We start from the raw sequence: 26,333 nt of genomic DNA, 5'->3' as shown, positions 1-26,333 counted from the left end.
GACATGTCCGATTCGGCGGGCAGTTTCCCCGGTCGACCGGGGAAACTGCCCACGTCCTGGTTTACATCTGCGAATCCGTTGTCAACCCACTGTACAAACGCTACGTTCATGTCCATTCCTTTGACATCTGACTCCCAGATGTCAAACGAGAGGAGCAGGCGATGGCTGACAGCGTGGTCAACTCGACGGTCCCGGACGGCTCGACGCTGGCGTGGACGGACAAGAAGCGCTACCTGTGGCTGATCGGGCTGGTGGTGCCGTCGCTGGCGGTCGTGGCGTTCGGGATGCACCAGCTGACCGGCTGGGGGGTGTGGCTGTGGGTGGGGCCGATCGTGATCCTGGCGGTGGTGCCGGCGATCGACCTGGTGGCCGGGCTCGACCGCTCCAACCCGCCCGACGACGTCATCGAGCAGCTCGAGGGCGACCGCTACTACCGGTGGATCACCTACGCCTACCTGCCCATCCAGTACGCCGGCTTCGTGCTGGCCTTCGTGTGGATCGCCAAGCCCGAGTGGCTCGGCGTGGCGCCGCTCGGGCTGGTCGACCAGCTCGGGGTCGCGATCTCCATCGGGTGCATCGGCGGGATCGGGATCAACACCGCCCACGAGCTCGGCCACAAGAAGGAGAGCCACGAGCGCTGGCTGTCCAAGATCGCGCTGGCCCAGAGCTTCTACGGCCACTTCTACATCGAGCACAACCGCGGCCACCACGTCCGCGTCGCGACGCCGGAGGACCCCGCGAGCAGCCGCTTCGGCGAGAGCTTCTACGCCTTCTGGCCGCGCACGGTCGTCGGGTCGCTCAGGAGCGCCTGGCGCCTGGAGAAGCGGCGCTACGCCCGCAAGGACCTGCACCCCTTCCGCCTGGGCAACGACGTGCTCAACGCGTGGGTGATGTCGGCCGTGCTGTGGGGCGCCATGGTGGCCGTGCTGGGCTGGCAGGTGCTGCCGCTGCTCGTCGTCCAGGCGGTCGTCGGCTTCTCGCTGCTCGAGGTCGTCAACTACATGGAGCACTACGGCATGCTGCGCCAGAAGGTCGGCGTCGGCCACCGCGAGCGCTACGAGCGCGTCGACCCCAGCCACAGCTGGAACTCCAACAACATCGCCACCAACGTGCTGCTCTACCACCTGCAGCGCCACAGCGACCACCACGCCAACCCCACCCGGCGCTACCAGACGCTGCGCGACTTCGAGGAGTCCCCGGTGCTGCCGACCGGGTACGCCGGCATGATCGTGCTCGCCGTCGTCCCCCCGCTCTGGCGCCGCGTGATGGACCCCCGGGTGCTCGCGCACTTCGGCGGTGACATCACCCGCGCCAACCTGCAGCCCCGCAAGCGCGAGCGGATCCTGGCGCTATACGCCGCCGACACCCGGGCCGCGCGGGAGCAGGCCGCCCGGGACGCCGCCGACGCCGCCGCGCTGGCCGCGGTCGACGAGGTGCTGGCGGCCCAGTGCCCCGGCTGCGGCTACACCTACGAGGTCGAGCGCGGCGACGAGCACGAGGGCTTCGCGGCCGGCACCGCCTGGTCCGACGTGCCCGACACCTGGTGCTGCCCCGACTGCGCGGTCCGCGAGAAGGTCGACTTCGTGCCGGTCGACCCCGCCCGGCTGACGGGGCGCGCCACCGGCTCCCCGTGACGGCTCCGGTCGTGGGGGCGCTCGCGCAGGTCCGGCTTAGGCTGGGCCGCATGCGTCCGCTCGCCGCCCCGGTCTCCCACCGCGAACGGCTGCTCGAAGCGGCGGCGGCCTTCACCGCCGAGCAGGGCTGGGGCGCCCTGACGATGGCCAAGCTGGCCGACCTCGTCGGTGTCAGCCGCCAGACGGTCTACAACGAGATCGGCGGCAAGCCGCAGCTCGCCGAGGCCATGATCATGCGCGAGCTGGAGATGTTCCTCGGGCGGGTGGAGGCGGCGTTCTCCGACAACCCGACCGACCTGGTGCGCGCGATCGAGGCGGCCGCGCTCAACGTCCTCGAGCTGGCCGGCACCGACCCGCTGCTGCACATGGTGGTGCGCAGCAGCCAGGGCGCCGAGTCCGACCTGCTGCCGCTGCTGACCACGCACTCCGAGGCGCTCCTGGAGGCGGCCGGCCAGGTCGTCGGGGAGCACGTGCGCCGCTACGACGTCCCGCTCGACGAGGACCGGATGGCGGTGATGATCGACATGGTGATCCGGCTGGTGCTGAGCCACGTGATGCAGCCGCGGGGCGAGCCGCGCGAGACCGCGGAGACCGTGGCCTGGATCGCCGCGCGCGTGCTGGCCTCCGACGCCCACCGATGACTCCACCGGCCCCCGGTGGTCCACCTCCCTGACCACCAGAGCAGGGGAGCACCGCCCATGATCGTCGCCCGAGGACTCGTCCAGACCTTCACCACGAAGCGGGGCCGCACCAGGGCCGAGGTCCGCGCCGTCGACGGCGTCGACCTCGACGTCCGGGAGGGCGAGGTCGTCGGCTTCCTCGGGCCCAACGGCGCCGGCAAGACCACGACGCTGCGGATGCTGACCACGTTGCTGCGCCCCACGGCCGGCACCGCCCGCGTCGCCGGGTTCGACGTCGCCACCCAGTCGCAGGACGTGCGCCGCAGCATCGGCTACGTCTCCCAGGCCGGCGGCACCTACTCGATGGCCCGCGCCGGCGACGAGGTCGTCGACCACGGCATGCTCTACGGCCTCTCCCGGACCGAGGCCACCAGCCGCGGCCGGGCGCTGTTCGAGCAGCTCGACCTGCCGGGGCTGTGGCAGCGCACGCCCAAGCAGATGTCGGGCGGGCAGAAGCGGCGGCTCGACATCGTCATGGGCCTGGTCCACGACCCGGCGCTGATCTTCCTCGACGAGCCGACCACCGGCCTGGACCCCCAGGCGCGGGCCAACCTGTGGGACCACATCTCGCGGCTGCGCTCCGAGCGGGGCGCGACGGTCTTCCTCACCACGCACTACCTCGACGAGGCCGACGCGCTCGCCGACCGGATCATGATCATCGACCGCGGTCGGATCGTGGCCAGCGACACCGCGGAGAACCTCAAGGCGGCGGTGTCGGGGGACCTGGTCACCCTGGAGGTCGCGGACCCCGAGCGGCTCGCCGACGCCGCCACCGCCCTGGCGACCATCGCCGGCTCGGTCGAGGTGGAGGGCCGGCTGGTCTCGGGCCGGGTGGCGCGCGCCGGCCGCGCGGTGCCCGGCCTGGTGCGCGAGCTCGACCGCACCGGCATCGCGCTGGACGCCATCGAGGTGCACCGCCCGACCCTCGACGACGTCTTCCTCACCCTGACCGGCCGCAGCCTGCGCGACGCCGCGGAGACCGGCCCCCAGACCGGCCCCGACCCCGGCCCCGACCCCGGCCCCGGCGGGCCGCCGGCCGCGTCCGGTCCGCACGCCACCACCGACCTCCAGGGAGCCGAGCGATGAACAGCTTCGTCCGCGAGTCGCTGATCGTGTTCAACCGGCAGATGCGGATGAACCTGCGCAACCCCGCCTGGGTCTTCATCGGCATCATGCAGCCGGTCCTCTACCTGGTGCTGTTCGGGCCGCTGCTGGAGCCGCTGGTCAGCAGCTTCGGCGCCGACGTCGACCCCTACACCTTCCTCGTGCCCGGGCTGCTGGTGCAGCTGGGCCTGTTCGGGGCGTTCTTCGCCGGCTTCGGCCTCATCGGCGAGTGGCGCGAGGGCGTCGTCGAGGCCGAGCGCGTCACCCCGGCCAGCCGGACCGCCCTGCTCGTGGGCCGGCTGCTGCGCGACGTGGTCCAGCTGCTGGTCCAGGCGGTCATCCTGGTGGCGCTCGGCCTCGCGATGGGGATGCGTGCCTCGGTCGGCGGCGTCGTCACCGGCATCGCGCTCACGCTGCTCATCGGCGGTGCCTGCGCGGCGGCGTCGAACGCGCTGGCCCTCACCGTCAAGAGCGAGGACGTGATGGCACCGGTCATCAACGTCGTCATGATGCCGGTGCTGCTGCTCTCGGGCATCCTGCTGCCGATGACGCTCGGACCGGCCTGGCTGCAGCGGGTCAGCGACTTCATGCCGTTCCGCTGGATCGTCGACGCAACCCGGGGCAGCTTCGCCGGGGAGGTGGCCGGCAACGCCATGCTCTGGGGGGTCACCTGGGCGCTGGCGCTGTTCGTGCTGGCGCTGTGGTGGGGCACCGCCGTCTTCCGCAGGGAGAACGCCTGACCGGTCCTCCGGGCGGCGGCTACGCTCCAGGCAGGAGCGGCCCGACGGTGAGCCGCGTCCGGGGGAGGACGACCAGATGTGCGACGAGCATGACGACCACGTCGCCGACGCGTCCTCCGGTCGGCGCGAGCTCGACCGCCGCCACGTGCTCTCCCTGCTAGGCCTGGGGCTGGTGACCGCGGCCTGCGGCAGCGGCCCCGAGGAGACGCGACGCGCGTCCGCGGCCACCTCGGGCTCGGCGTCCCCCGCGGCGAAGGGCTCGAAGGCCACGCCCGGCGCCGGCACCGAGGACGTCGCGGTCGCCGAGCCCGGACCGTTCGAGCCGCCCACCCGCTCCTCCGACGTGCTGGTCTACAGCCAGGACCCGCTCAGCAAGGCCTCGCTGCGCGAGATCGCGGCGATCGGCGGCATCGTGCAGGTCGAGCCGATGGCGCTCACCTCCTTCTACGTCGACGACACCCAGGTCACCTGCGCGGCCGTCGACCCCTCGACGTTCCGCCGCTTCACCCAGCCCGGCACCGCCCAGACGCAGGCCGTCTGGGAGCGGGTCGCGGCCGGCGAGATCGCCGTCGAGCCCCGGATCCGCAAGCTGCAGACCAAGGACGGGTTCCTCAAGATCAGCAACGAGTCCGACGCCCGCACCATCCACATCGGGGCGTACGCCGGCCTGCTGCCCGAGATCAGCGCCCGCCGCATCGACGCGGTCGTCAACACCAAGTGGGGCGACCTGCTCGAGATGGTCCCCGGCAACGCCGCCCTGGTCGCGATGGGCTCCACCTCGCCGCAGAGCGTGCGCAAGAAGCTGCAGGCCGCCGCGGGCGACAAGGCCAGCGTGCTCATCCTCGGCCCCGACCTCGACATCGGCGCCACCCAGACCGTGGTGCTCTCCGGCGGCTCGGTGTCGCGCGCGGTCGGGTCCTTCTCCTACACCGCCAACCCCGACGGCACCGTCAACCCCGACCCCGCCTGGGTCGCGGCCAACATCCGCACCGAGACGATGCCGATCATCGGGCGCGTCACCGGCCACCGGGTGATGCTCCCGCAGCTCAGGGGCGCCCTGACCCAGGTCGTGACCGAGGGGCTGGCGGCCAAGATCTACACCTACGACGGCTGCTACGTGCCGCGCTTCATCGCCCGCGACCCCTCCCGCGGCCTGAGCTTCCACACCTACGGCACCGCGATCGACCTCAACGCCGCCGACAACTACCGCGGCATCGCCGGGGCGATGGACCGCAACGTCGTCCGGATCTTCAAGAACTGGGGCTTCGCCTGGGGCGGCGACTGGAACTACACCGACCCGATGCACTTCGAGCTCGCCAAGCTCGTCAAGGGCTGAGGGCGGCGCGCCGCGGCGTACGGCTAGCCTGCGCTGCATGCGCGCAGTGAGGGTGACCACGCTCGACGGACCCGGGGCGATCACGGTCGAGGACGTCGAGGAGCCGACAGCCGACGGGGCCTTCGGCCCGCAGGTGCTGGTCGAGACGCAGGCGGTCGGGGTGTCCTTCCCCGACCTGCTGCTGAGCCGCGGGGAGTACCAGCTCAAGCCCGAGCTGCCCTTCACCCTCGGCGTCGACTTCGCCGGCACGGTGCGCTCGGCGCCCGAGGGCTCCGGCTTCAGCGCCGGTGACCGGGTCGCCGCGGTGCTCGGCCACGGCGGGGCCGCGGAGGTCGTCGCCGTGGGCGCCGAGAGCGTCTTCCCGCTGCCCGACGCGCTCAGCTTCGAGCAGGGCGCGGCGCTGCCGATGAACTACCTCACCGCCCACTTCGCGCTCGCCGTCCGCGGCGACCTGCAGGAGGGCGAGACGGTGCTCGTGCACGGCGCCGCGGGCGGGGTCGGCACCGCGACCCTCCAGGTCGCCCGGGGGTACGGCGCCCGCACCATCGCCGTCGTGTCGACCGAGGAGAAGGGCGAGGTCGCCCGGCGGGCCGGGGCCGACGAGGTCGTCCTGGTCGAGGGCTTCCGCGACCGGGTGAAGGAGCTGACCGACGGCCAGGGCGTCGACGTCGTCATGGACGTCGTCGGCGGCGACCTGATGACCGACTCGCTGCGCTCGCTGGGCGCGCTCGGTCGGCTGCTCGTGGTCGGCTTCACCGGCGGCACCATCCCGCAGGTCAAGGTCAACCGGCTGCTCCTCAACAACGTCGACGTCCGGGGCGTCGGCTGGGGCGCCTACGCGATGGCCCGCCCCGGCTACATGCGCTGGCAGTGGGAGCAGATCCTGCCGATGATGGAGTCCGGCGTGATCGCCCCGCCGGTCGGTGCGACGTACGCCGCGGAGGACTTCGGTCGCGCGCTGGTCGACATGGCCGAGCGCCGCACGCTGGGCAAGTCGGTCGTGCTGCTGTAGCCGGGCGCCCCGGCGTTCCTTGACCGCCGCCACCCCCGGCCCCAGACTCGGGACCTCCTTCCCCTGTCTGCCTCGGAGGCAACGATGGCCAGTGCGACCTCGGACGGCCAGACCTCCTCGGACGTCGACGCGAGCTACCACGAGCAGCGCCGCCTGAGGTCCGGCGCGGCCGGCTGGGTGCTGCTGGCGGGCCTGGGCGTCAGCTACGTCATCTCCGGTGACTTCGCGGGCTGGAACTACGGTCTCGACGAGGGCGGCTGGGGCGGGCTGCTCATCGCCACCGCCCTGATGGGGCTGATGTACACCTGCATGGTCTTCGGCCTGGCCGAGATGTCCTCCGCCCTTCCGGTGGCCGGCGCCGGCTACGGCTTCGCGCGCCGCGCCATGGGACCGCTGGGCGGGTTCGCGACGGGCATGGCCGTCCTCATCGAGTACGCCGTGGCACCCGCCGCCATCGCGGTGTTCATCGGGGGCTACGTCGAGGCGCTGGGCCTGTTCGGCCTCACCAACGGCTGGCCGGTCTACCTGGCCGCCTACGTGGTCTTCATCGGGGTCCACCTCTACGGCGTCGGCGAGGCGCTCAAGCTGATGTTCGGCATCACCGCGATCGCCGTCACCGCCCTGGTGGCCGCGCTGGTCGGGCTGGCGCCGTCGTTCTCGGTCGACCACCTGCTCGACATCACCCCCGACCCGGGCGCGGCGATGTCGAGCTCGTTGCTGCCGTACGGCGCCGCCGGGGTCGTGGCCGCCCTGGTCTACGGCATCTGGTTCTTCCTCGCCGTCGAGGGCGTGCCGCTGGCCGCCGAGGAGAGCAGCGACCCGGCGCGCGACATGCCGCGCGGCATCATCGTCGCGGTGCTGACGCTGGTCGTCTTCGCCGCGCTGATCCTGGTGCTCGTGCCCGGCTCGGCGGGGTCGGAGACCCTGCGCGAGAGCGACAACCCGCTGCCGGAGGCGATCCGCGCCGTCCGCGGTGAGGGCTCGCTGCTGGCCGACGTGGTCAACTACGCCGGCCTCGCAGGGCTGGTCGCGAGCTTCTTCTCGATCATCTACGCCTACTCCCGCCAGCTGTTCGCGCTCTCGCGGGCGGGCTACCTGCCGCGGGTGCTCTCGCTGACCGGCAGCCGCAACACCCCCTGGGTCGCGCTGGTGGTGCCCGGCACCATCGGGTTCGTGCTGGCGGCCGTGCTCCGCGACGGCGCCCTGCTCATCAACATCGCGGTCTTCGGCGCCACTGTGTCCTACGTGCTGCTCAACCTGAGCCACGTGCTGCTGCGGCGCAAGGAGCCCGACCTCGAGCGGCCCTACCGGACCCCGGGCGGCGTCGCGACGACCGGCCTGGCGCTCGTGCTGAGCGTCGTCGCGGTGGTCGCGACCTTCGTCGTCGACCCGCTCGCGGCCGGCATCACGGCCGCGGTGTTCGTGGCCGCGCTGGCGTACTTCTGGTTCTACAGCCGCCACCACCTCGTCGCCAGCGCGCCCGAGGAGGAGTTCGCGGCCATCGAGAGCGGGGAGCAGGGCCTGAAGTAGGCCCGCTGCCCGGCTCCCGAGGAGGGCGTCCTCGCGGGTCGTGCGTGACGTGCGCGACGCGGTCGGGGTGCACCGACCGGGGCGGAGTGGGTACCTCGGTCGGGACGTCCCCCCTCCCCGAGGAGCCCCCGATCCCTCCCGCGAACGCCGCCGTCCTGTTCGACATCGACGGCACCCTGGTCGACTCGACCTACCACCACGCCATCGCCTGGCAGCGCGCCTTCGACCGCCAGGAGCTCCACCTGCCGCTGTGGCGGCTGCACCGCGCGGTCGGCATGGGCGGCGACAAGCTGGTCGGCCACGTCGCCGGCGACGAGGTGGAGCGCCGGCTCGGCGACACCCTGCGCGACGCGTGGCAGGAGGAGTACGCCGAGCTCGAGGCCGAGGTGGACCCGCTGCCGGGGTCGCGCGACCTGGTGCAGGCGCTCGCGGCCGCCGGCTGGACGGTCGCGCTGGCGAGCTCAGGCGAGGCCCGGTTCGCCGAGCACGCCGTCGCCTCCCTCGGGGTGGCCGACGCCGTGTCGGTGCTGACCACCAACGCCGACGTCGACGCCTCCAAGCCCGAGCCCGACCTGCTGCACGCGACGCTGGCGCGGCTCGACGTCGAGCGCGCCGTCATGGTCGGGGACACGCCGTACGACGTGGAGGCCGCCTCCCGGGCCGGCCTCGCGTGCATCGCGCTGCGCTCGGGCGGCTTCAGCGAGGCCGAGCTGGGCGAGGCCGGCGCGGTGCTCGTCGTCGACGTCCCCGGTGACCTGCTCGACGTCGACCTGGTGCCGCACCTGCGGCCCGTGACCTCTCCCTCCTGACCCCCGTCCCCTGCGAAAGGCACCCCTGATGACCTCCTTCGGCTACACCCTGATGACCGAGCAGGCCGGTCCCCGCCAGCTCGTCGACCACGCCGTGCGCGCCGAGGACGCCGGCTTCGACTTCGAGGTGATGAGCGACCACTACTCGCCGTGGCTCTCGGCGCAGGGCCACGCGCCGTACGCCTGGTCGGTGCTGGGCGCGGTCGCCCACGCCACCTCGCGGGTCGGCCTGATGACCTACGTGACCTGCCCGACCGTGCGCTACCACCCGGCCGTCGTGGCCCAGAAGGCCGCGACGGTGCAGCTGCTCGCCGAGGGCCGCTTCACCCTGGGTCTCGGCAGCGGGGAGAGCCTCAACGAGCACGTCGTCGGCACCGGCTGGCCCGCGGTGCAGGACCGCCAGGCGATGCTCCAGGAGGCGATCGAGATCATCCGGGAGCTCCACACCGGCGAGCTCGTCGACTACCGGGGCGAGTACTTCCAGGTCGACTCCGCCCGGATCTGGGACCTGCCCGACGGCGGCGTCGACATCGGCGTCGCGGCCGGCGGCCCGCGGGCGGTCGAGCGCTTCGCCCCGCTCGCCGACCACCTGGTCGCCACCGAGCCCGACGGCGACCTGGTCGCCGCGTGGAACGCCGCCGAGGGCGCCCCGACCATCGGGCGCGCCAAGAACGGCGGCGCGGCTCGCGCCGTCGGCCAGATCCCGGTCTGCTGGGACCCCTCGGAGTCCGCGGCGGTCGAGCGCGCCCACGACCAGTTCCGCTGGTTCGCCGGCGGGTGGGCGGTCAACGCCGACCTGCCCACCACCGCCGGCTTCGCCGGCGCCACCCAGTTCGTCCGTCCCGAGGACGTGGCGGGGTCGATCCCCTGCGGGCCCGACCTCGACGCGATCGTCGAGGCGGTCCGGCCGTTCTGGGAGAACGGCTTCACCGACGTCGCCCTGGTCCAGATCGGCGGCGACACCCAGGAGGCCTTCCTCACCGAGGTGGCCCAGCCCCTGCTCGAGAAGCTCCGAAAGGCATCGTCATGAACGACAACACCCTCACCTCCTCCGACGACCCGCGCGTCGAGGTCCTCCAGGCCGTCTACGACCGGGTCGTCTCCTACGAGGAGTCGGCCACCCCCGAGGTCATCCGCGCCGAGCTCGACAAGGCCATCGACGAGGCCGGCATCGAGGTCAGCGAGGAGACCCGCCAGGCCCTGGCGACCCACATCGACGACCGCGGTGGTCGCGAGGACGTCGCCACCCTGCTCTGAGGCGGTCGTCTCAGGTGGTCGCGGGCGCCCGGAGCAACCCGCCGCGGTACGCGCCGCGGGCGGTCCGGGCGCCCACCACGACCCAGGCGCCGACCAGCGCGGCGTACAGCAGCGTCGCGAGCCCGGCCAGTGCGGTCGCTCCCGTGGCGGCGGCCAGCGCCGACGTGCCGGTGACCACGGTCCCGACGGGGAAGGTGAAGGACCACCAGGCCAGGGAGAAGGGCATCCCCTCGCGGACCGTGCGGGCGACGACCACGGTCGCCAGCACGAGCCAGAGCATCGCGAAGCCCCAGACCGGGAGTCCGTACGCGAGGGCGATCGCCGCACCGGTCGCACCCGTCTGCTCCCCGAGGGCGTGGGCGGCGGTGACCGACTGACCCAGCGGACCGAGCACGATGAACAGCGTCGGCACCCCCGCAGCGGGCCCGACCCCGTGGCGGACCAGCCGGGACCAGATCGTCGAGACGACCAGCAGGCTCGTGACCAGGGTGACGCCGAACAGCGCGCCGCACGCGAGCAGCAGGGTGAGGCGCCACTGGCCCGCGGGCAGGTGGGGGAGCAGCAGCGGACCGGTCGCGGCACTCACCATCGGGGGCACGACGGGCATCAGCCAGGCGCCGGACGCGGGCGCCGGACCGGGCGTGGCCAGGACACGCAGGGGCACGGCCACGGCCGTCCACAGGCCGAGCGTCGTCCCCGCGGTCCACAGGGTCCCGGCCAGGGCCACCGCGACGTGGGGGCCGACCACGGGCACCCCGACCAGCAGGGCACCGGCGCCGACGGTCATCAGCGCCATCGCGGGCGCGCCGTAGAAGTGCCGCATCGTCGGGTCGGCCAGGTGTCCCCGGGCCGTCTCGGGGTGGGTCCGCCAGTGGGCGGCCGTGGCCGCGGCGACGACCACGAGCAGGACCACGTCGAGGACCCAGATACCGCGCACGGCGACCAGCAGCCCCGGCACGTCCACGGGCAGCGTCGCCGCGGCGTTGGCGACGATGCCGGTGCCCATCACGGTGGCGAACCAGTTCGGTCCGACGTGGGCCAGGGGTCGCCGTCCGTCGAGGTCGACGCGGAAGCCGGGCAGGGCCGGCAGCAGGGGCCGGGCGGGTGCGTTCGTGGTGGCCATGACTCGATCGTGTCCGGCCGGGCGACGGCTCGGTAGCCTCCGCGTCCCTGTGGTCCCACAGGTGAGGCTTGTGCCTGGACTAAGGTGGTGCCTGTGACCACTCACGTGCCCGAGCTCCCGGGCCTGCGGCTGCTCGTCGCCGTCGGGCGGCACGGCAGCATCGGGGCCGCCGCGCGACAGCTGCGGATCACCCAGCAGGCGGCGTCGGAGCGGCTGCGTGCCGTGGAGACGCAGACCGGCCTGGTGCTGGTGCGTCGCGGGGCCCGGGGCTCGGAGCTGACCAGCGCCGGCGTGGTGGTCGTGGAGTGGGCGACGCGGCTGCTCGACGTGGCCGAGGAGGTGGACCACGCCATCGAGGGGCTGCGCGGCGAGCGGGGTCGCGAGCTCGACGTCGCCGCGAGCATGACGGTCGCCGAGACGCTGCTCCCCCGGTGGCTGGTCCTGCTCCGGCAGCGGCAGGTGGCCGAGGGGCTGCGGCCGACGTCGGTCAGCCTGGCGGCCGTCAACTCCCGGCAGGCGGTCGCGGCGGTGGTCGACGGCGCGGCCCACGTCGGGTTCGTCGAGGGCGCCCGCGCCCCGGCCGGGGTGCGTTCGCAGGTGGTCGCCGACGACGAGCTGGTCCTCGTCGCGGCTCCCGGGTCGCCGCTGGTGCGCCGGCGCCGTGGGTTGTCCCCCGAGGAGGTGGCCCGGCTCGGGCTGACCGGCCGCGAGGCAGGCTCCGGCACGCGCGAGGTGCTGGAGGTCGCGCTGCGCGCCCACGGACTGGAGCCGGAGACCAGCGTCATCGAGCTGACCACCTCGACCGCGGTCCGCGAGGCGGTCGTGGCGGGCAGCGCGCCGGCCTTCGTGTCGCGACGGGTGGTGGAGCGCGAGCTCGAGGGCCGACAGCTCGTGCGGGTGCCCACCCCGGGCCTGGACCTGAGGCGCAGCATCCGGGCGATCTGGCTCGGCAGCGGCCAGCCGCCGGCCGGTCCGGTCCGGGAGCTGGTCGGTCTCGCCCGCACCGGCTGAGGGGCGTCGCCAGCAGGCACAGCAGGACCCGGGACGTGCCGCCCCCGTCGCGGCACGTCCCGGGTCCTGGTGCTGTCAGCGGTCAGCCTGCCGGAGCCAGCTCCGCCTTGGTGCCGAACGCGAAGAACAGCAGGTCGGTCATCTCGAACCTGCCCTCCCGCGCGCCCGCGATGTTGGGCCGCCAGGCGGGCTCGCGCACGATGCTGACGCGGCTGCCCTCCATGGCGCGGTGGAAGGTCTCGGCCAGGATCCGCGCGCCCACGCCGGTGAGCCGCCCGTTGTTGAGCTCGGCCTCGCGCAGCACGTAGAACCACAGCGGCGTCCGGGCCGCCACCGCGTCGCGCTCGGCGGCCGTGAGCTGGTCGAGGGCGGCGCCGTTCTTCCCGGTGAGGATCTGCGCCTTCGTCAGCGGCGTGACCGCCACCCCGGCGGCCTGCAGGCGCGCCACCATCTGCTGGCCGGTGGCGAGCCGGACCAGGCTGCCGCGCACCAGGTTGCGGAAGGCCAGGTTGTGCTGCATCGGCGGGGTCGAGTCGTCGCCGCCGAAGCTGCCGGGGGGCAGGAACGCCAGCGGGTCGGTCAGCCGGGTGTCGATGCGCATCGCCCGGTTGACGCCGCTGCCGGGCGCGGCCAGCGCGGGTCGGCCTCCGGCCGGGAAGTCGTACATCCGGCGCCAGTCGGCGATCCAGGTGCTGACCAGCTTCTGGTTGCCGCCGAGGTCGCCGCCGGTGCCGGAGAAGAAGAACAGCAGGTCGAGCGAGCCGGCGCCGTCGGGGAAGACGGCGTTCCAGTTGTAGGACTCGCGGATCATGCTGTGGCCCATCCGGAAGCCGGCGACCGAGAACTCGACCGGCATGGTCGGCACCGACATCGGCGTCGCGGCCGCCTCGAAGACCTTGCGGCCGTGGTCCCAGACGTCGTCGAGCACGGCCGGGTCACAGATCCGCGGCAGGTAGTCGTGGCGCACCACCCACTGGTAGTGCAGCGTCGTGCGCCGACGCGCGAGCCGGAACCGCTGGCCCGGCGGCGTGCTCGCGGGCAGCGCGTCGACGACCCGGTTGTGGAAGTGCAGGAACGCCAGGTGGGTCTGGCCCACGGCGAGGTTCTCGTCGTTGCGGGCGTCGGGGATCTGGGCGCGCCGGGCGGCCGCTGCGCCACCGGTGCCGACGCGGGGCAGGTCGTGGCCCTTCTTGACCCCGATGCCACTCTCCTTCTGGGTGTCGCCGACCCGCAGGTGCACCTTGTCGGCGGCGTAGAAGACCAGGGAGCCCTCGCTGCCCGGCCCCGCGCCGTAGACGCTGTCGAGGTCGAGCGAGGGGCTGCGACCGCTGAGCAGCGTGGCCGGGTCGATCTCGCCGCTGGTCATCAGCGCGGTGCGGTCGAGGGTCAGGTCGTGGTCGACGAACTGGCCGAGGTAGGTGTAGCCGGCGGGGACGTTGCCGGCCGTCCCGCCGCCGCCCACCGTCATGGCGCGGGCGAGCTTGCGGGCCACGCCCAGGGGCAGGGTGGGACCCTTCGGGCCCATCCGGGAGAACCGGAACGGCGGTGCGGCTCCGGCCGCCAGCGGGGTCGGGGCGCTGCGCCGGGGAGCCGAGGAGGCGTTGACCGGGTCGGCGTCCTCGCCGCGCCGGCCGCCGACCTGCGTGCTCAGCACGCCCTCGCCCTCGATGAAGAACGTCTCCGAGCCGTGCTTGGCGTGTCCTGCGGCCATGGTGGTGCCTCCCTGTCTGGTGCTCGTCCTACCAGAGCGGGCAGGTGCCGACCAGATACGAGTCGGAGACGTCCGTTTTTGCCCTAGGCGTCGCCGGGGTCCTCGCCCCCGACCAGCCGCCCGTCGACCCAGGTCGCGACCACGCGGGTGGCGCCGACGTCGGCGACCTCGCCCGCGAACGGGTCGCGGTCGAGCAGCACGAGGTCGGCCACCGCCCCGGGCGCGAGGTGGCCGGCGTCGTCGCGGTGGTCCACCCACGCCGACCCGCTGGTGTACGCCGCGAACGCCGACTCCAGGCTGATCGCCTGCTCCGGCAGGAAGGGGCGCGACGCGTCGGTGCCGTGCTCCCACCGGTTGACCGCGACGTGGATCGCGGCCAGCGGGTCCGGCGAGCTGACCGGCCAGTCGCTGCCCATGACCAGCCGGGTGCCGGCCCGCTCGAGGTCGCCGAAGGGGTACTGCCAGCGGGTGCGCTCCTCGCCCAGGAACGGGATGGTGAGCTCGTCCATCTGGTCGTCGTGGCAGGCCCACAGCGCCTGGGCGTTGGCGGCGACACCGAGCTCGGCGAAGCGCCGCACGTCGGCGGGGTCGACCAGCTGCAGGTGCGCGACGTGGTGGCGCAGGTCGCGCGCCGGGCCGGTGCGCGGGAGGGTGGCGAAGGCGTCCAGGGTCTCGCGCACGCCCCGGTCGCCGATCGCGTGCACGTGGACCTGGAAGCCCTGGGCGTCCAGCGCCCCGACGGCCTCGGCCAGCGCCGCGGCATCGACGAACGAGTGGCCGCGGTTGCTCGTGGCGTGGCCGCAGCGGTCGAGGTAGGGCTCGCCGAGCGCCGCGGTGAAGTTCTCCGCGACGCCGTCCTGCATGATCTTGACGCTCGTGGCGCGGAACCGTCCCGAGGTGTACGCCGCCCGCCGCTCGACCAGCGAGCCCACCTGCTCCACGCCCTGCTCGCGGTCCCACCACAGGGCGCCGACGACGTGGGCGGTCAGGGTGCCGCGCTCCGCGGCCCGGACGTACGCCGGCCCCGGGTCGTCCATCCCGGCGTAGGAGCCCACGATCGCGTCCTGCCAGCCGACCACGCCGAGCGAGTGCAGGTGGGACTGGCCCTCGAGCAGGGCGGCGTCGTACTCCGCGGCGGTGGTGCGGGGCAGCACGCGGACGACCGCGGCCATGGCGCCCTCGTGGAGGGTGCCGGTCGGGTGGCCCTCGGCGTCGCGCTCGAAGCGGCCGTCGGGCGGGTCGGGGGTCTCGCGGGTGATGCCGGCCAGCTCGAGCGCCCGGCTGTTGACCCAGGCGCCGTGGTGGTCGCGGTTGGGCAGGAAGACCGGCCGGTCCGGCACGACGGCGTCGAGGTCGGCGGCGAGCGGGGTGCCGCCCGGGAAGGCCGCCATCGCCCAGCCGCCACCGAGGACCCAGGGGCGGTCGCGGTGCGCGGCGGCGTACGCCTGCACGGTGCGGAGGTAGTCCTCCCGGGAGGTGTCCTCGGACAGGTCGCAGCGCACCCGCTCCAGGCCACCCTGGACGGTGTGGACGTGGGCGTCGGTGAACCCCGGGCTGAGCAGGCCGCCCGCGCAGTCGACGACCCGTGCGCCGCTGGGCACCTCGCCGCCGACCGCGACCACGCGCCCGTCCTGGACCACGACCGGCCCCGCGTCGCCGCGGTGGCGCCGGCCGTCGAAGAGGCGGGCGTGGACGAAGGCGGTGGGCGGCGCGGCGGTCACGCCCCCGATCATGCCCGGTCGTGCCGGTCCGGGTTGTGCCCGGCGCCCGGGCGTGAGCAGATGGGCACCTGTCCGGTGGGCCCGCCCCGCCCCGGCCACCAGGAGGAGACGTGCCAGCACGACCGGTCGTGCGGCTGCGGGCGTTCGCGCCCCGCGACGACGCGCCGCTGCGGCTGCTCTTCGCCGACCCCGGGACCCGGCTGTGGAACCCCGGCACCTCCGACGACGACGTCACCGGCTGGCGGGTGCGCAGCAACCGGCGCACCCCCGACGGCGAGACCTGGGTGGTCGCGGACCCCGACGACGACCGGCTGCTCGGCACGGTCTCGCTCTTCGACGTCGACCACGGCCAGGGCACCGGCGAGCTCGGCTACCGCGTGCTGCCCGCCGAGCGGGGGCGTGGCGTGGCGGTGGCGGGGCTGCTGGCGGCGAGCGCCCGGGCGTACGACGTCCACGGCCTGCGCCGGCTGCAGCTGTTCCACGCCGTCGGGAACGGCGCGTCGTGCGGGGTGGCGCTCGCGGCCGGGTTCGTCGTGGAGGGGACGCTGCGGGCGTCGTACGTCTACGGCGACGGGGTGGCCCACGACGAGCACCTGCACGCCCGGCTGGTCGGGGACGTCGTGGACCTCTAGGCCAGCGCGCGCCTGATCGCGGCGACGTCGCGCGCCCCGACGCGGCAGCAGCCGCCCACCAGCCGCGCGCCCGCCGCGACCCAGGTGGGCACCAGGCCCGGGTCGAAGGCGCCGTCGCCGTTCCAGCGCCGGCCCTCGTCGTCCCAGGTCTCGCCGCGGTTGGGGTAGGCGACCGCCGGCAGCCCGGTCACGGACACCGCGGTGCGCACCGCGCCGGCCACGTCGACGGGGGCCGAGCAGTTGACGCCCGCGGCGACCAGGTGGGTGCGGCCGGCCGTGACGGCGTACGCCTCGGTGAGGGGCTGGCCGGCGCGGGTGCGGTCGCCGGCGACGCTGTAGGACAGCCAGGCGGGCAGCCCGAGGTCGTCGAGCAGCTCGACCAGGACGGCGGCCTCGTCGAGGTCGGGCACCGTCTCGACGGCGAGCACGTCGGGCCCGGCCGCCGCGAGCAGCTCGAGCCGGGGCGCGTGGAAGTCGCGCAGCTGGGCAGCGGTGAGGCCGTAGCGGCCGGTGTACTCCGAGCCGTCGGCGAGCACCGCGCCGTACGGCCCCACGGAGGCGGCCACCCACAGGGTGCGTCCGGTCTCGGCCGCGACCCGGTCGCGCACCTCGCGGGCGACACCGACGCCCGCTGCCAGCAGCGCCTCGGCCTCCGCGCGGTCCAGGCCGGCGGCGAGCAGGCTCGGGACGCTGGCCTGGTAGGTCGCCGTCGTCGCGACGTCGGCCCCCGCCCGGAAGTAGGCCTCGTGGACCGCCGCCACCCGCTCCGGCTCGTCGAGCAGCAGCCGCGCCGTCCACAGCTCCGAGGACAGGTCGGCGCCGTCGTCCTCGAGCGCGTTGGACAGCCCGCCGTCGAGGACGACGACGCCGCCGTCGTCCAGGTGGCGGACCAGGTCGGTGTCGGGACGGGGGCTCACCCCCCGATCCTCTCGCGTCAGGCGCGCCGGCGCAGCAGCGCGTGGTCGAGCGAGATCCGCCCCGCCCCCACCGCGGCCAGCGCCAGCCCGAGCACGCCGATCACGAGCACCAGCTCGCCGCCGCCCTCGGTGACGAACAGCCCCGCGTCGCGGTGCGCGAACCACCAGGCACCGGCCATGTTGGCCAGCACCAGCACCCCGACCACCGGCGTCAGCAGCCCGAGCACCAGCAGCACCCCGCCGACCAGCTCCACCCCGATCGCGAAGCCCGCCGCCGCCTCCGGCAGCGGGATCCCCATCGAGCCGAACCCGTCGGCCGTCGCGGCGAAGCCCGTGGTGGCCTTCTGCCAGCCGTGGGCGACCAGGACGACCCCGAGCCCGACGCGGGCGAGCAGCAGGGCGAGGTCACGAGCAGGGGTGGACAGACGCTGTCCGAGCAGCGAGCGGGAGGCCACGAGGCGGTCCTTGTCGTTCGGGGACGGTCGAGGCGTCAACGGTAGGGGTGGTGGCTGAGAGGTCGCTGAGGTCGCTGAGGTCGCCGAGCTCCGGGTGGGGCTGCCGACGGGCGCCCCCGGTCCTCCGCCGAAGACCAGGGACGCCCGTCGGGGCCGGGGTGCCTCAGGGGCGCAGGTACGTCGTCTCGGCGGCCAGCTCGGTGATGCGGGCCCAGTCGCCGGTGGCGACGGCGTCGGCCGGGGTGATCCAGCTGCCGCCGACGCAGCCGACGTTGGGCAGCGAGAGGTACGACGCGGCGGTGGCCGCCGTGATGCCGCCGGTGGGGCAGAAGCGGGCCTGCGGCACGGGGGCGCCGAGCGACTTGAGGAAGGGCGCGCCGCCGGCCTGCTCGGCGGGGAAGAACTTCAGCTCCTCGTAGCCGAGCTCGAGCAGCCGCAGCACCTCGCTGACGGTGGCCGCGCCGGGCAGGTGCGGCAGGCCGGTCTCCTGCATGGCCGCCGCCAGGGTCTCGGTGGTGCCGGGGGAGACGAGGAACTGCGCGCCGGCCGACAGGGCGTCCTTGGCGTTGGCCGGGGTGACCACGGTGCCGACGCCGAGCAGGATCTCGGGCACCTCGGCGGCGATCCGCTCGACGCAGGCCAGGGCGGCGGGGGTGCGCAGGGTCAGCTCGATGACGGGGACGCCGCCGGCGAGCAGGGCCCGGGCCACGGGCACGGCCTGCTCCACGTCGTGGAGGACGACGACGGGCACGACCGGGACGCGGTCGAGCAGGCCGCCGAAGCCGGTGGTGGCAGGGGTGGACACGGGGGTGGGCTCAGTCATCGTCGGACTCCGCTTCGAAGTGGTGGGCGGCGGCCTCGTCGTGCGAGGAGGCGCCGTGGGAGACGGGCAGGGGGGACTCGAACGCCGGGAAGACGCTCGCGCCCTCGTCGGCGGGGCCGACGTTGCTGCGGAACGACGCGAACAGCTCGCGACCGGTGCCCCAGACGCGGCTGTCGTCGGCGCGCGACACCTCCCGCTGCTCGAGGTCGTACGCCGGCACGTGCAGCTCGAGGACGCCAGCGCCGGCGTCGAGGGTGACGAGGTCGCCGTCGCGGACCCGGGCCAGCGGGCCGCCGACGGAGGCCTCGGGGGTGAGGTGGATGGCCGCGGGCACCTTGCCGGACGCGCCGGACATGCGGCCGTCTGTGACGATCGCGACGCGCTGGCCGCGGTCCTGCAGCACCCCGAGGGCCGGGGTGAGCTTGTGCAGCTCCGGCATGCCGTTGGCGGCCGGGCCCTGGAAGCGGATCACCGCGACGAAGTCACCGGTGAGGGTGCCGTCCTCGAAGGCCTGCAGGAAGTCGAGCTGGTCGTCGAAGACCCGGGCGGGGGCCTTGACCTGGCGGTGCTCCGGCTTGACCGCGGAGGTCTTGATGACCGAGCGGCCGAGGTTGCCGTCGAGCATCCGCAGGCCGCCGTCGCGGCTGAACGGGTCGTCGGCGCCGCGCAGCACGTCGAGGTCGAGGGACGCCTTGGGCCCCTCCTCCCAGGTGACGCGGGTGCCGTCGAGCTTGGCCTCGCTGGTGTAGCGCCACAGGCCGTGGCCGGCGACGGTGAGGACGTCGTCGTGCAGCAGCCCGTGCTTGAGCAGCGAGTGCACGGTGAACGCCAGCCCGCCGGCGGCGTGGAAGTGGTTGATGTCGGCCTTGCCGTTGGGGTAGACGCGGGCCATCAGCGGCACCACCGCCGACAGGTCCGACAGGTCGTCCCAGGTCAGCGTGATGCCGGCCGCCCGGGCGATGGCCACGAGGTGGAGCGTGTGGTTGGTCGAGCCGCCGGTGGCCAGCAGCGCCACGCAGCCGTTGACGATCGTCTTCTCGTCGACGATGCGGCCCACGGGCGTGAAGCTCTCGCCCCACGCGGTGAGCGCGGTGGCCCGCTCGGCGGCGGCGTCGGTCAGCGCGGCCCGCAGCGGGGTGCCCGGGTTGACGAAGCTCGCGCCCGGGAGGTGCAGGCCCATCACCTCCATCAGCATCTGGTTGCTGTTGGCGGTGCCGTAGAAGGTGCAGGTGCCGGCCGAGTGGTACGACGCCGACTCGGCCTCGAGCAGCTCCTCGCGGCCGACCTCGCCGGCGGCGTACGCCTGGCGGATGCGGGCCTTCTCGTCGTTGGGCAGCCCGGAGGTCATCGGCCCGGCCGGCACGAAGATCGCCGGCAGGTGCCCGAAGGACAGCGCGCCGATGAGCATGCCGGGGACGATCTTGTCGCAGACGCCCAGCATCACGGTGGCGTCGAACATGTCGTGCGAGAGCGCGATCGCGGTCGACATCGCGATCACGTCGCGGCTGAAGAGGGAGAGCTGCATGCCGTCGCGGCCCTGGGTGATGCCGTCGCACATCGCCGGCACGCCGCCCGCGAACTGCGCGATGCCGCCAGAGCGGAGCACGGCCTTCTTGATCTGCGCCGGGAAGCTCTCGAAGGGCTGGTGGGCCGAGAGCATGTCGTTGTACGCCGAGACGATCGCGACGTTGGGCTTGACCTTGCCGCGCAGCGCGGCCTTGTCGACCTCGCCGGAGGCGGCGAAGCCGTGGGCGAGGTTGGCGCAGGCCAGCTTGGTGCGCATCGGGCCGCGGGTGGCGGACTCGTCGAGGCGCTGGAGGTACGCCGTCCGCTCGGTGCGGCTGCGCTCGGTGATCCGTCGGGTGACCTCGGCCAGGACGGGGTGGAGCTTGGGAGGGGTGCTCATGTCGTTGTCTCCTCGGGTCTGCTCACTCGTGCCACGAGCGGCCGTCGCGCTCGATCAGCGTGGTGGCGGCGAAGGGGCCGGTCGTGCCGGCGGGGTAGCGGCGCGGGGCGTGCTCGGGGCGGGCCCAGCGCTCGTGGATCGGCTCGATCCAGCGCCAGGCGGCCTCGACCTCGTCGCGGCGCATGAACAGCGTCGGGTTGCCCCGCACGACGTCCATGAGCAGCCGCTCGTAGGCCTCGGGCGAGGGCTGGTCGAAGGTCTGGGCGTAGCTCAGGTCGAGTGACACCGGGCGCAGCCGGATGCCGCCGGGACCGGGCTCCTTGGCCGTGAGGTGCAGCTTCATGCCCTCGTTGGGCTGGAGCTGGATCACCAGGCGGTTGGGCTCGCTGACGCCGTCGGCGTCGGGGAACATCGGGTGCGGGACGTCCTTGAACTGGATGACGATCTCGGAGAAGCGGCTCTCCATCCGCTTGCCGGTGCGCAGGTAGAACGGCACGCCGGCCCAGCGCCAGTTGGAGACCTCGGCCTTGAGGGCCACGAAGGTCTCGGTGGTCGAGGCGGGCGCCTCGGCGTCGTCGCGGTAGGCCTTGACGGCCTCGCCCTCGACGAGACCGGCGGTGTACTGCCCGGCGACCACGTGGGAGTCGACGTCCACGCCCACCAGGGGCTTGAGCGCCTGGAGGACCTTGAGCTTCTCGTCGCGCACGGTCTCGCGGCCGACGTACGTCGGGGGCTCCATCGCCACGAGGCACAGCAGCTGCAGCAGGTGGTTCTGGATCATGTCGCGCAGCGCGCCGGAGCCGTCGTAGTAGCCGCCCCGGGTGCCGACGCCCAGCGATTCGGCCGCCGTGATCTGCACGTGGTCGACCCACGTGGCGTTCCACAGCGGCTCGAGGAAGGTGTTGGCGAAGCGCGTGACCAGCAGGTTCTGGACGCTCTCCTTGCCGAGGTAGTGGTCGATCCGGAAGATCTGGTGCTCCTCGAAGACCGCACCGACGGCGTCGTTGATCTCCAGGGCCGAGGCCAGGTCGTGACCGAGCGGCTTCTCCAGCACCAGCCGCGACTGCGCGGTGACCAGGCCCTCGGCGGCGAGCCGGTCGCTGACCGGGCCGAAGAGGGAGGGCGCGATGGCGAGGTAGAAGACGCGGACCTTGTCGGCGTCCGGCAGCTCGGCGACCAGGCCGGCCCAGCCGTCCTCGTCGGCGATGTCGAGGCTGACGTGGGTCAGCCGCTCGACGAAGCGGTCCACGACGGCGTCGTCGTGGTCCTCGTCGCGGACGAAGCCGGGCAGGTCGCCGCGGATCTTGTCGCGGTAGCCCGCCTCGTCGAGGCCGGCGCGGGAGGTGGCGACGATGCGGGTCTGCTCGGGGAGCTGGCCGTCGCGGTCGCGGAGGTAGAGGGCGGGCAGCAGCTTGCGCACGGCCAGGTCGCCGGTGCCGCCGAAGACGACGATGTCGGCGGGGGGCACGGGCGAGGCCGTGCTGCTGCCGGAGGCGGAGGGGCGCGAGGTGCTGCGGGGGGAGGTGGTCGCGGTGGCGGTGCCCGGGCGGGCGTCGGTCACGGGGGAAGGACCGGTGTGAAGGGACATCGAGGACTCTCTGTGTGCTCGGGTCGAGACTTCACGGTAGGGAGGGTTAGGTGCATGCGCAAGCACCATTAGGTCTTTCGGCGGCTAAAGTAGACCAGTCAGAGGCCCCGGAAGACCGAAGCGTGGTTGGATGCCGGGCAGGACAGCGGCTCCACGAGGGGCCCGACAGCAGACGGGGGAGCACGTGACAGGGGTGCTGGGAGGGCCGGCGACGGCTGGTGAGGTCTTCTCCCTCGTCCGCGACAGCCGCGCCGTCACCCGCAGCGAGATCGGCCGCCTGACCGGCCTCTCGCGCACCGCCGTCGCCGCCCGGGTGCAGGCGCTGCTCGACTACGGGCTCGTGGTCGAGGGCGTCGAGGACGACCAGGACGAGCGCCCGCCGTCGGCCGGGCGGCCCCCCGTGCGGCTGCGCTTCAACCGCGCGGCCGGCGTGGTGCTCGCCGCGGCGATCGGGCGCAGCCGCACCCAGCTCGGCGTCTGCGACCTCGACGGGTCGGTGCTGGTCTCGCGCGACGTCGAGCAGGAGGTCGGGCTCACCCCCGAGGTGCTGATGCCGCGCGTCGTGGCCGCGCTCGAGGAGCTGCTCGCCGAGGCGGGGGCCGACGCCGCGCAGGTGCGCGCCACCGGCCTGAGCATCCCCGGCACGGTCGACACCTCGACCGGGGCCAGCCTCGACTCGCCCATCATGAGCAACTGGGACGGCGTCCCGCTCGCGCCGTTCCTGGCCGGGCTGACCTCGGCCCCGGTCTTCGTCGACAACGACGCCAACGTGATGGCCCTCTCCGAGCGGCGGGGCCACCTGGAGACCTTCGACGAGCTGCTCTTCGTCAAGGCCTCGACCGGCATCGGCGTCGGCGTCGTGACCGAGGGCCGGCTGGTCCGCGGCGGGCTCGGCGCCGGCGGGGAGATCGGCCACACCAAGACGCCCGCCGCCGAGGGCCTGCTGTGCCGCTGCGGCGAGCGCGGCTGCCTGGAGACGGTCGCCGCGGGCTGGTCCCTGGTGCAGGGTGCCCGCGAGGCCGGCCACGAGGTCTCCCACGTGCGCGACCTGGTGGCGCTGGCCACCCACGGCGACGCGGAGGCCCGCCAGCAGGTGCGCACGGCCGGGCGTCGCATCGGCGAGGTCGTGGCCGCGGCGGTCAACCTGCTCAACCCCGAGGCGGTCGTGGTCGGCGGCGACCTCGCGGCGGCGTACGACCCCTTCGTGGCGGGCCTGCGCGAGTCGCTCTACTCGCTGGCGACCGCGCTGGCGACGCGCGACCTGGTGATCGTGCCGCTGAGCCACGGCGAGCGCTCGGGCGTGGTCGGCTGCGCCGCGATGGCGCTGCGCGAGGTGCTCGACTCCACGGCCGTCGACCGGGCGCTGGCGCTCGCGGCGGCCCGCGCGGCCTCCTGAGGCGGCTGCCGGCAGCTCCGGTCACGCTCCCTCAGCGGCGCAGCTCCAGGCCCCGGGCCACCGCGGGCAGCCATCCGGCGTGCTGCTCGATCTCCGCCGCGAAGGCCGCGGCCAGCGCGTCGGGCACCGGCGTCGAGCGCCGGGTCCGCATGGACACGTGGACCAGGAGCGCCTCGAGGGTGCAGGCGACCCGGTCGTGCTCCTCGTCGACCACGAACGCCGCGGCGTGCAGCGCCCGCGGCGTCTGGCCGACCAGCCCGGCCCGGACGCCGAAGCGGTCGCCGGGGCGCAGCTCGGCCCGGTAGCCGATGCGGTGCTCCACCACGAAGAAGGACGCCTCCCGGGTGGCGATGTAGTCCTCGGCCATGCCCAGGTCGCGCATCCGGTGCCACACCGCGTGGCTGGCCAGGCGGAAGTAGTGGCCGATGTTCATGTGGCCGTTCTCGTCGGCCCAGTCGTCGGGCACGGTCGTGGCCTCCGCGGCGTACGACGGGAGCCGGCGGACGTCGTCGAGCGAGGGGACGGTGGTGCTCACGTGAGGCGAGGCTGGTCGGAGAGCTCGACCCGGGTGAGGGCCAGGCGCTCCAGCAGCGACTCGAGCGACTCCTCGAACTCGCCGGCCGCGTGGTCCTGCGCCAGGTCGTGCCGCAGCCGCCACACCGTGGGCTGCCGCTGGGCGGCCGCGTCGTCGCTCTCGCCGTCGTCGAGCACGTCCAGCGGGCCGACGTCGGCGCCGTGGGCGGCGACCTCGAGCAGGAGGTGGCCGAGCAGGAAGCTGGTGAACGCGCGGTACGCCGCCACGGCCGCCTCGTCGCTGAACCCCTCCGAGCACAGCCCGGCCAGGAAGTCCTCGACCCACTCGAGGCTGCGCAGCGGCGGCCGCAGCCAGGGCGCCTCCGGGGGCCGCGAGGCGACGAGCGGGAACGCCTTGGGGTGCGCGAGCGCGACCCGCCGCACGCCGTGGGCCAGGCGCTGCAGGAAGTCCTGCCAGCCGGCGTCGGGGGCGCGCAGCACGTGGTCGTCGCGCTGCATCTCGCCGAGCAGGGTCTCCACGACGCCGTCGAGGAGCTCCTCCTTGCCCGGGACGTAGCGGTAGAGCGACATCGCCTCGACGCCGAGGCGCTGGCCCAGGCGGCGCATGGTGAGCCCGGTCAGGCCCGACTCGTCGATGTGGAGCAGGGCCGCGTCGAGGATGCGGACCCGGTCGAGCGGGACCTTCTCCGAGGGCATCGCCTCGCCCGCGACGGCAGCGGCGTCGGCGTCGGGGACGTCGAGGTCGGGCCCGGGGGCTCCGTGACCTGTGGATGGGGACAAACCGTGCCACCTCTCGCGGGGACCCTCGAAGGGTAGTCCGGCGGGTGAGGGCGTGAGGAGCGGATGCCCTAGGCTGGTCGCCTTACGTCGTAAGCCGTCCGTCCGCGCTGGCAGGAGCACCATGCACGACCCGCACCCCCCGACGCCCCCCGCGAGCCTGACGAGCACCCCGCTCGCGGAGGAGCCCGCCCGGACCTCCATCGAGCCCGCGGCCCTCGCGCGGATCGCCGCCCTGGCCGTCGAGCACGTCGACGGGGCCGACCTCGCCGGGCCGCCCGAGCGCAGCGTGCAGGTCGAGGCGCTGCCGGGGGAGGCCCTGCGCGTGGCGCTCCGGCTGGCCGGCGCCTACGGCACCTCGCTCCCCGACCTGGCGGACCGGGTGCGGGCCGAGGTGGTCGGCGTCGTCGGTGCGATGACCCGGCTGCACGTCGGCGCCGTGGACGTCGAGTTCGTCGAGCTCACGCCGGCCCGGTGACCGCGCGGCTGGTGCTGGCCCGTCCGGCCGCCGACGACCTCGACGAGGTGCACGCGCTGCACGCCGACCCGGCGGTGTGGCAGCACTTCCCCCGCGGGCGCCACCGGACGGCGTTCCGCACGGTGCAGCTGCTCGAGACCTTCGACGACGCCTGGCAGGTCGCCGGCCTCGGAGTCTGGGTGGCCCGGCTTCGCGAGGCCGACGGCGACCACCCGGCCGGCACCCTCGCCGGCGTCGGGGGCTGCAGCCTGCGCGGCGACCGGACGGCGTGGAACCTCTACTACCGGTTCGACCCGGCGTTCTGGGGCCGCGGGTACGCCGCCGAGCTCGCCCGCGCCGCCCTCGACGCCGCCCGTCGGCTCCGTCCCGCGACGCCGGTCGTGGCCTCCCTGCTCGAGCACAACACCGCCTCCCAGCGCCTGGCCGAGCGGCTCGGCCTCGCCCTCGCCTGGCGCGGGGTCGACCCCCGCGGCGAGGGCGTGCGGCGCCTGCACGCCGACCGCCCCCTCGACCCGGTGGTCCTCGACGCGATCCTCGCCGGGATGGCCGGTGGAGCGCCGGGCGGGTCGCCGGGTCGGTCGCGCGCGTGACGCGCCCGCCTCACACCACCGGCGAGCCGTTGCCGATGTGCTCGAAGATCAGGTTGGTCTCGGTCGAGGCGATGTCGCGGGAGCCCGAGAGATGGGTGACGACGAGGTCGCGCAGCTCCTCGGCCGACCGGGCGGCGACGTGGAGCTGGAAGTCGTTGACGCCGGCGAGGAAGTAGACGTTGAGCACCCCGGGCAGGGCCGCGAGGCGGGCGCCGACGTCGCCGATCTGGGCGCGGGCGTGGCCGTGCAGGCGGACCGAGACGATCGCCTGGAGCTGCAGGCCCAGGGCCTCGGGGGAGACGACGGCCTGGAAGCCGAGCAGGACGCCGGCCTCCTGCAGCCGGCGCACCCGCATCAGGCAGGTCGAGGGCGCGATCCCGACCCGCTGGGCGAGGGTGCTGTTGGGGGTGCGGGCGTCCTGGATGAGCAGCCGCAGCAGCTCGCGGTCGACGTCGTCGAGCTCGACCTCGCGCGGGGCGCTCACGCTGCGCCGAACGTTGTTCACCCCAGCCCCTCCCGGACGTCGTCGCGGACGAACCTGGATCGGTCCAATCGGCTCGCCACCAAAT

General features: G+C 74.1%; 26 protein-coding genes. 15 read left to right on the top strand and 11 right to left on the bottom strand.

All coding sequences use genetic code 11. The features are described 5' to 3' along the window. The first annotated feature begins 161 nt into the window (after nt 1–161). The 10 genes from BLU55_RS13855 to BLU55_RS13810 all read left to right on the top strand — a co-directional run bounded on the left by BLU55_RS13855 (nt 162) and on the right by BLU55_RS13810 (nt 10,102). Nucleotides 162–1,634: a fatty acid desaturase gene (locus BLU55_RS13855; protein WP_091730765.1), complete on the top strand. Its 1,473-nt coding sequence runs from the start codon at nt 162–164 to the stop codon at nt 1,632–1,634. Between the two features lie 50 nt (nt 1,635–1,684). Further along, the gene (locus tag BLU55_RS13850; protein WP_091730763.1) at nt 1,685–2,275 is read left to right on the top strand and encodes a TetR family transcriptional regulator; all 591 of its coding nucleotides are present in this window, start codon (nt 1,685–1,687) and stop codon (nt 2,273–2,275) included. Between the two features lie 57 nt (nt 2,276–2,332). Further along, the gene (locus tag BLU55_RS13845) at nt 2,333–3,400 is read left to right on the top strand and encodes an ATP-binding cassette domain-containing protein (protein ID WP_091730760.1); all 1,068 of its coding nucleotides are present in this window, start codon (nt 2,333–2,335) and stop codon (nt 3,398–3,400) included. Next, nucleotides 3,397–4,158 carry an ABC transporter permease gene (locus BLU55_RS13840; RefSeq protein ID WP_091730757.1) on the top strand — a complete coding sequence of 254 codons (762 nt, stop codon included), beginning with the start codon at nt 3,397–3,399 and terminating at the stop codon, nt 4,156–4,158. The genes BLU55_RS13845 and BLU55_RS13840 overlap by 4 nt, the downstream gene beginning before the upstream one ends. Before the next feature lie 76 nt (nt 4,159–4,234). Beyond that, nucleotides 4,235–5,494: a M15 family metallopeptidase gene (locus BLU55_RS13835; RefSeq protein WP_091730755.1), complete on the top strand. Its 1,260-nt coding sequence runs from the start codon at nt 4,235–4,237 to the stop codon at nt 5,492–5,494. Between the two features lie 37 nt (nt 5,495–5,531). After that, a complete protein-coding gene (locus tag BLU55_RS13830; RefSeq protein ID WP_091730752.1) occupies nt 5,532–6,506 on the top strand; it encodes an NADPH:quinone oxidoreductase family protein in 975 nt (324 codons plus the stop codon). A gap of 84 nt (nt 6,507–6,590) precedes the next feature. Further along, nucleotides 6,591–8,036, top strand: a complete 1,446-nt coding sequence (gene eat, locus BLU55_RS13825) for an ethanolamine permease (RefSeq protein ID WP_091730749.1) — start codon at nt 6,591–6,593, stop codon at nt 8,034–8,036. A gap of 86 nt (nt 8,037–8,122) precedes the next feature. Next, nucleotides 8,123–8,845 (top strand): HAD family hydrolase, encoded by a 723-nt coding sequence (locus BLU55_RS13820; protein ID WP_231916880.1) that lies wholly within the window; start codon nt 8,123–8,125, stop codon nt 8,843–8,845. 28 nt (nt 8,846–8,873) lie between these two features. Beyond that, on the top strand, nt 8,874–9,875 hold the full coding sequence (locus tag BLU55_RS13815) for an LLM class F420-dependent oxidoreductase (protein WP_091730747.1): 1,002 nt from the start codon (nt 8,874–8,876) through the stop codon (nt 9,873–9,875). Further along, nucleotides 9,872–10,102: a hypothetical protein gene (locus BLU55_RS13810; RefSeq protein WP_091730743.1), complete on the top strand. Its 231-nt coding sequence runs from the start codon at nt 9,872–9,874 to the stop codon at nt 10,100–10,102. The genes BLU55_RS13815 and BLU55_RS13810 overlap by 4 nt, the downstream gene beginning before the upstream one ends. 10 nt (nt 10,103–10,112) lie before the next feature. Here the strand turns inward: BLU55_RS13810 and BLU55_RS13805 are convergent, their stop codons facing one another. Continuing rightward, on the bottom strand, nt 10,113–11,225 hold the full coding sequence (locus BLU55_RS13805) for a TDT family transporter (protein WP_091730741.1): 1,113 nt from the start codon (nt 11,223–11,225) through the stop codon (nt 10,113–10,115). A gap of 93 nt (nt 11,226–11,318) precedes the next feature. Here BLU55_RS13805 and BLU55_RS13800 point away from each other — a divergent pair, with 93 nt between their 5' ends. Then, a complete protein-coding gene (locus tag BLU55_RS13800) occupies nt 11,319–12,236 on the top strand; it encodes a LysR family transcriptional regulator (RefSeq protein ID WP_091730739.1) in 918 nt (305 codons plus the stop codon). 82 nt (nt 12,237–12,318) lie between these two features. Here the strand turns inward: BLU55_RS13800 and BLU55_RS13795 are convergent, their stop codons facing one another. Together BLU55_RS13795 and BLU55_RS13790 are read right to left on the bottom strand one after the other, a co-directional pair. Beyond that, a complete protein-coding gene (locus tag BLU55_RS13795) occupies nt 12,319–13,947 on the bottom strand; it encodes a peroxidase family protein (RefSeq protein ID WP_091730737.1) in 1,629 nt (542 codons plus the stop codon). An 83-nt stretch (nt 13,948–14,030) separates the two neighbouring features. Beyond that, nucleotides 14,031–15,668 (bottom strand): amidohydrolase, encoded by a 1,638-nt coding sequence (locus BLU55_RS13790; protein ID WP_231916879.1) that lies wholly within the window; start codon nt 15,666–15,668, stop codon nt 14,031–14,033. Between the two features lie 110 nt (nt 15,669–15,778). Between BLU55_RS13790 and BLU55_RS13785 the strand changes: the two genes are divergently transcribed. Further along, nucleotides 15,779–16,300, top strand: a complete 522-nt coding sequence (locus tag BLU55_RS13785) for a GNAT family N-acetyltransferase (protein ID WP_157682862.1) — start codon at nt 15,779–15,781, stop codon at nt 16,298–16,300. On the opposite strand, the gene mmuM is transcribed toward BLU55_RS13785, so the two are convergent. The 5 genes from mmuM to zwf all read right to left on the bottom strand — a co-directional run bounded on the left by mmuM (nt 16,297) and on the right by zwf (nt 21,962). Continuing rightward, on the bottom strand, nt 16,297–17,217 hold the full coding sequence (gene mmuM / locus BLU55_RS13780) for a homocysteine S-methyltransferase (RefSeq protein ID WP_172833914.1): 921 nt from the start codon (nt 17,215–17,217) through the stop codon (nt 16,297–16,299). The genes BLU55_RS13785 and mmuM overlap by 4 nt on opposite strands. A 17-nt stretch (nt 17,218–17,234) precedes the next feature. Then, entirely contained in the window at nt 17,235–17,672 is a 438-nt protein-coding gene (locus BLU55_RS13775; protein ID WP_231916878.1) for a DoxX family protein, read from the bottom strand. 163 nt (nt 17,673–17,835) lie between these two features. Beyond that, nucleotides 17,836–18,495 (bottom strand): bifunctional 4-hydroxy-2-oxoglutarate aldolase/2-dehydro-3-deoxy-phosphogluconate aldolase, encoded by a 660-nt coding sequence (gene eda / locus BLU55_RS13770; protein ID WP_091730729.1) that lies wholly within the window; start codon nt 18,493–18,495, stop codon nt 17,836–17,838. Next, nucleotides 18,488–20,401, bottom strand: a complete 1,914-nt coding sequence (gene edd / locus BLU55_RS13765) for a phosphogluconate dehydratase (protein WP_091730727.1) — start codon at nt 20,399–20,401, stop codon at nt 18,488–18,490. The genes eda and edd overlap by 8 nt, the downstream gene beginning before the upstream one ends. Nucleotides 20,402–20,423: 22 nt before the next feature. Then, nucleotides 20,424–21,962 (bottom strand): glucose-6-phosphate dehydrogenase, encoded by a 1,539-nt coding sequence (gene zwf / locus BLU55_RS13760; protein ID WP_231916877.1) that lies wholly within the window; start codon nt 21,960–21,962, stop codon nt 20,424–20,426. Between the two features lie 220 nt (nt 21,963–22,182). Between zwf and BLU55_RS13755 the strand changes: the two genes are divergently transcribed. Continuing rightward, on the top strand, nt 22,183–23,385 hold the full coding sequence (locus BLU55_RS13755) for an ROK family transcriptional regulator (protein WP_231916876.1): 1,203 nt from the start codon (nt 22,183–22,185) through the stop codon (nt 23,383–23,385). 31 nt (nt 23,386–23,416) lie between these two features. Here the strand turns inward: BLU55_RS13755 and BLU55_RS13750 are convergent, their stop codons facing one another. Both BLU55_RS13750 and BLU55_RS13745 read right to left on the bottom strand, forming a co-directional pair. Then, nucleotides 23,417–23,920, bottom strand: a complete 504-nt coding sequence (locus tag BLU55_RS13750; protein WP_091730719.1) for an acyl-CoA thioesterase — start codon at nt 23,918–23,920, stop codon at nt 23,417–23,419. Beyond that, entirely contained in the window at nt 23,917–24,699 is a 783-nt protein-coding gene (locus BLU55_RS13745; protein WP_197680996.1) for a TetR/AcrR family transcriptional regulator C-terminal domain-containing protein, read from the bottom strand. The genes BLU55_RS13750 and BLU55_RS13745 overlap by 4 nt, the downstream gene beginning before the upstream one ends. 121 nt (nt 24,700–24,820) lie before the next feature. Between BLU55_RS13745 and BLU55_RS13740 the strand changes: the two genes are divergently transcribed. Then, nucleotides 24,821–25,174, top strand: coding sequence for an Asp23/Gls24 family envelope stress response protein (locus BLU55_RS13740; protein ID WP_091730714.1), 354 nt, complete (start codon nt 24,821–24,823; stop codon nt 25,172–25,174). After that, nucleotides 25,171–25,764, top strand: coding sequence for a GNAT family N-acetyltransferase (locus BLU55_RS13735; protein WP_091730711.1), 594 nt, complete (start codon nt 25,171–25,173; stop codon nt 25,762–25,764). The genes BLU55_RS13740 and BLU55_RS13735 overlap by 4 nt, the downstream gene beginning before the upstream one ends. A gap of 10 nt (nt 25,765–25,774) precedes the next feature. Here BLU55_RS13735 and BLU55_RS13730 read toward each other — a convergent pair whose 3' ends face one another. Then, nucleotides 25,775–26,269 (bottom strand): Lrp/AsnC family transcriptional regulator, encoded by a 495-nt coding sequence (locus BLU55_RS13730; RefSeq protein ID WP_091730708.1) that lies wholly within the window; start codon nt 26,267–26,269, stop codon nt 25,775–25,777. Nucleotides 26,270–26,333 lie beyond the last annotated feature (64 nt).

This window comes from Nocardioides scoriae (assembly GCF_900104965.1).
Taxonomy (GTDB): Bacteria; Actinomycetota; Actinomycetes; order Propionibacteriales; family Nocardioidaceae; genus Marmoricola; species Marmoricola scoriae.
Note: the sequence above shows the minus strand (reverse complement) of the source record. Positions and strands in the feature narration are given on the sequence as shown.

Bases quoted from the DNA above. Each gene is read 5' to 3' on its own strand.
- BLU55_RS13855 (WP_091730765.1), top strand. From the start codon at position 162: ATGGCTGACAGCGTGGTCAACTCGACGGTCCCGGACGGCTCGACGCTG.
- BLU55_RS13850 (WP_091730763.1), top strand. From the start codon at position 1,685: ATGCGTCCGCTCGCCGCCCCGGTCTCCCACCGCGAACGGCTGCTCGAA.
- BLU55_RS13845 (WP_091730760.1), top strand. From the start codon at position 2,333: ATGATCGTCGCCCGAGGACTCGTCCAGACCTTCACCACGAAGCGGGGC.
- BLU55_RS13840 (WP_091730757.1), top strand. From the start codon at position 3,397: ATGAACAGCTTCGTCCGCGAGTCGCTGATCGTGTTCAACCGGCAGATG.
- BLU55_RS13835 (WP_091730755.1), top strand. From the start codon at position 4,235: ATGTGCGACGAGCATGACGACCACGTCGCCGACGCGTCCTCCGGTCGG.
- BLU55_RS13830 (WP_091730752.1), top strand. From the start codon at position 5,532: ATGCGCGCAGTGAGGGTGACCACGCTCGACGGACCCGGGGCGATCACG.
- eat (WP_091730749.1), top strand. From the start codon at position 6,591: ATGGCCAGTGCGACCTCGGACGGCCAGACCTCCTCGGACGTCGACGCG.
- BLU55_RS13815 (WP_091730747.1), top strand. From the start codon at position 8,874: ATGACCTCCTTCGGCTACACCCTGATGACCGAGCAGGCCGGTCCCCGC.
- BLU55_RS13810 (WP_091730743.1), top strand. From the start codon at position 9,872: ATGAACGACAACACCCTCACCTCCTCCGACGACCCGCGCGTCGAGGTC.
- BLU55_RS13805 (WP_091730741.1), bottom strand. From the start codon at position 11,225: ATGGCCACCACGAACGCACCCGCCCGGCCCCTGCTGCCGGCCCTGCCC.
- BLU55_RS13795 (WP_091730737.1), bottom strand. From the start codon at position 13,947: ATGGCCGCAGGACACGCCAAGCACGGCTCGGAGACGTTCTTCATCGAG.
- eda (WP_091730729.1), bottom strand. From the start codon at position 18,495: ATGACTGAGCCCACCCCCGTGTCCACCCCTGCCACCACCGGCTTCGGC.
- edd (WP_091730727.1), bottom strand. From the start codon at position 20,401: ATGAGCACCCCTCCCAAGCTCCACCCCGTCCTGGCCGAGGTCACCCGA.
- BLU55_RS13740 (WP_091730714.1), top strand. From the start codon at position 24,821: ATGCACGACCCGCACCCCCCGACGCCCCCCGCGAGCCTGACGAGCACC.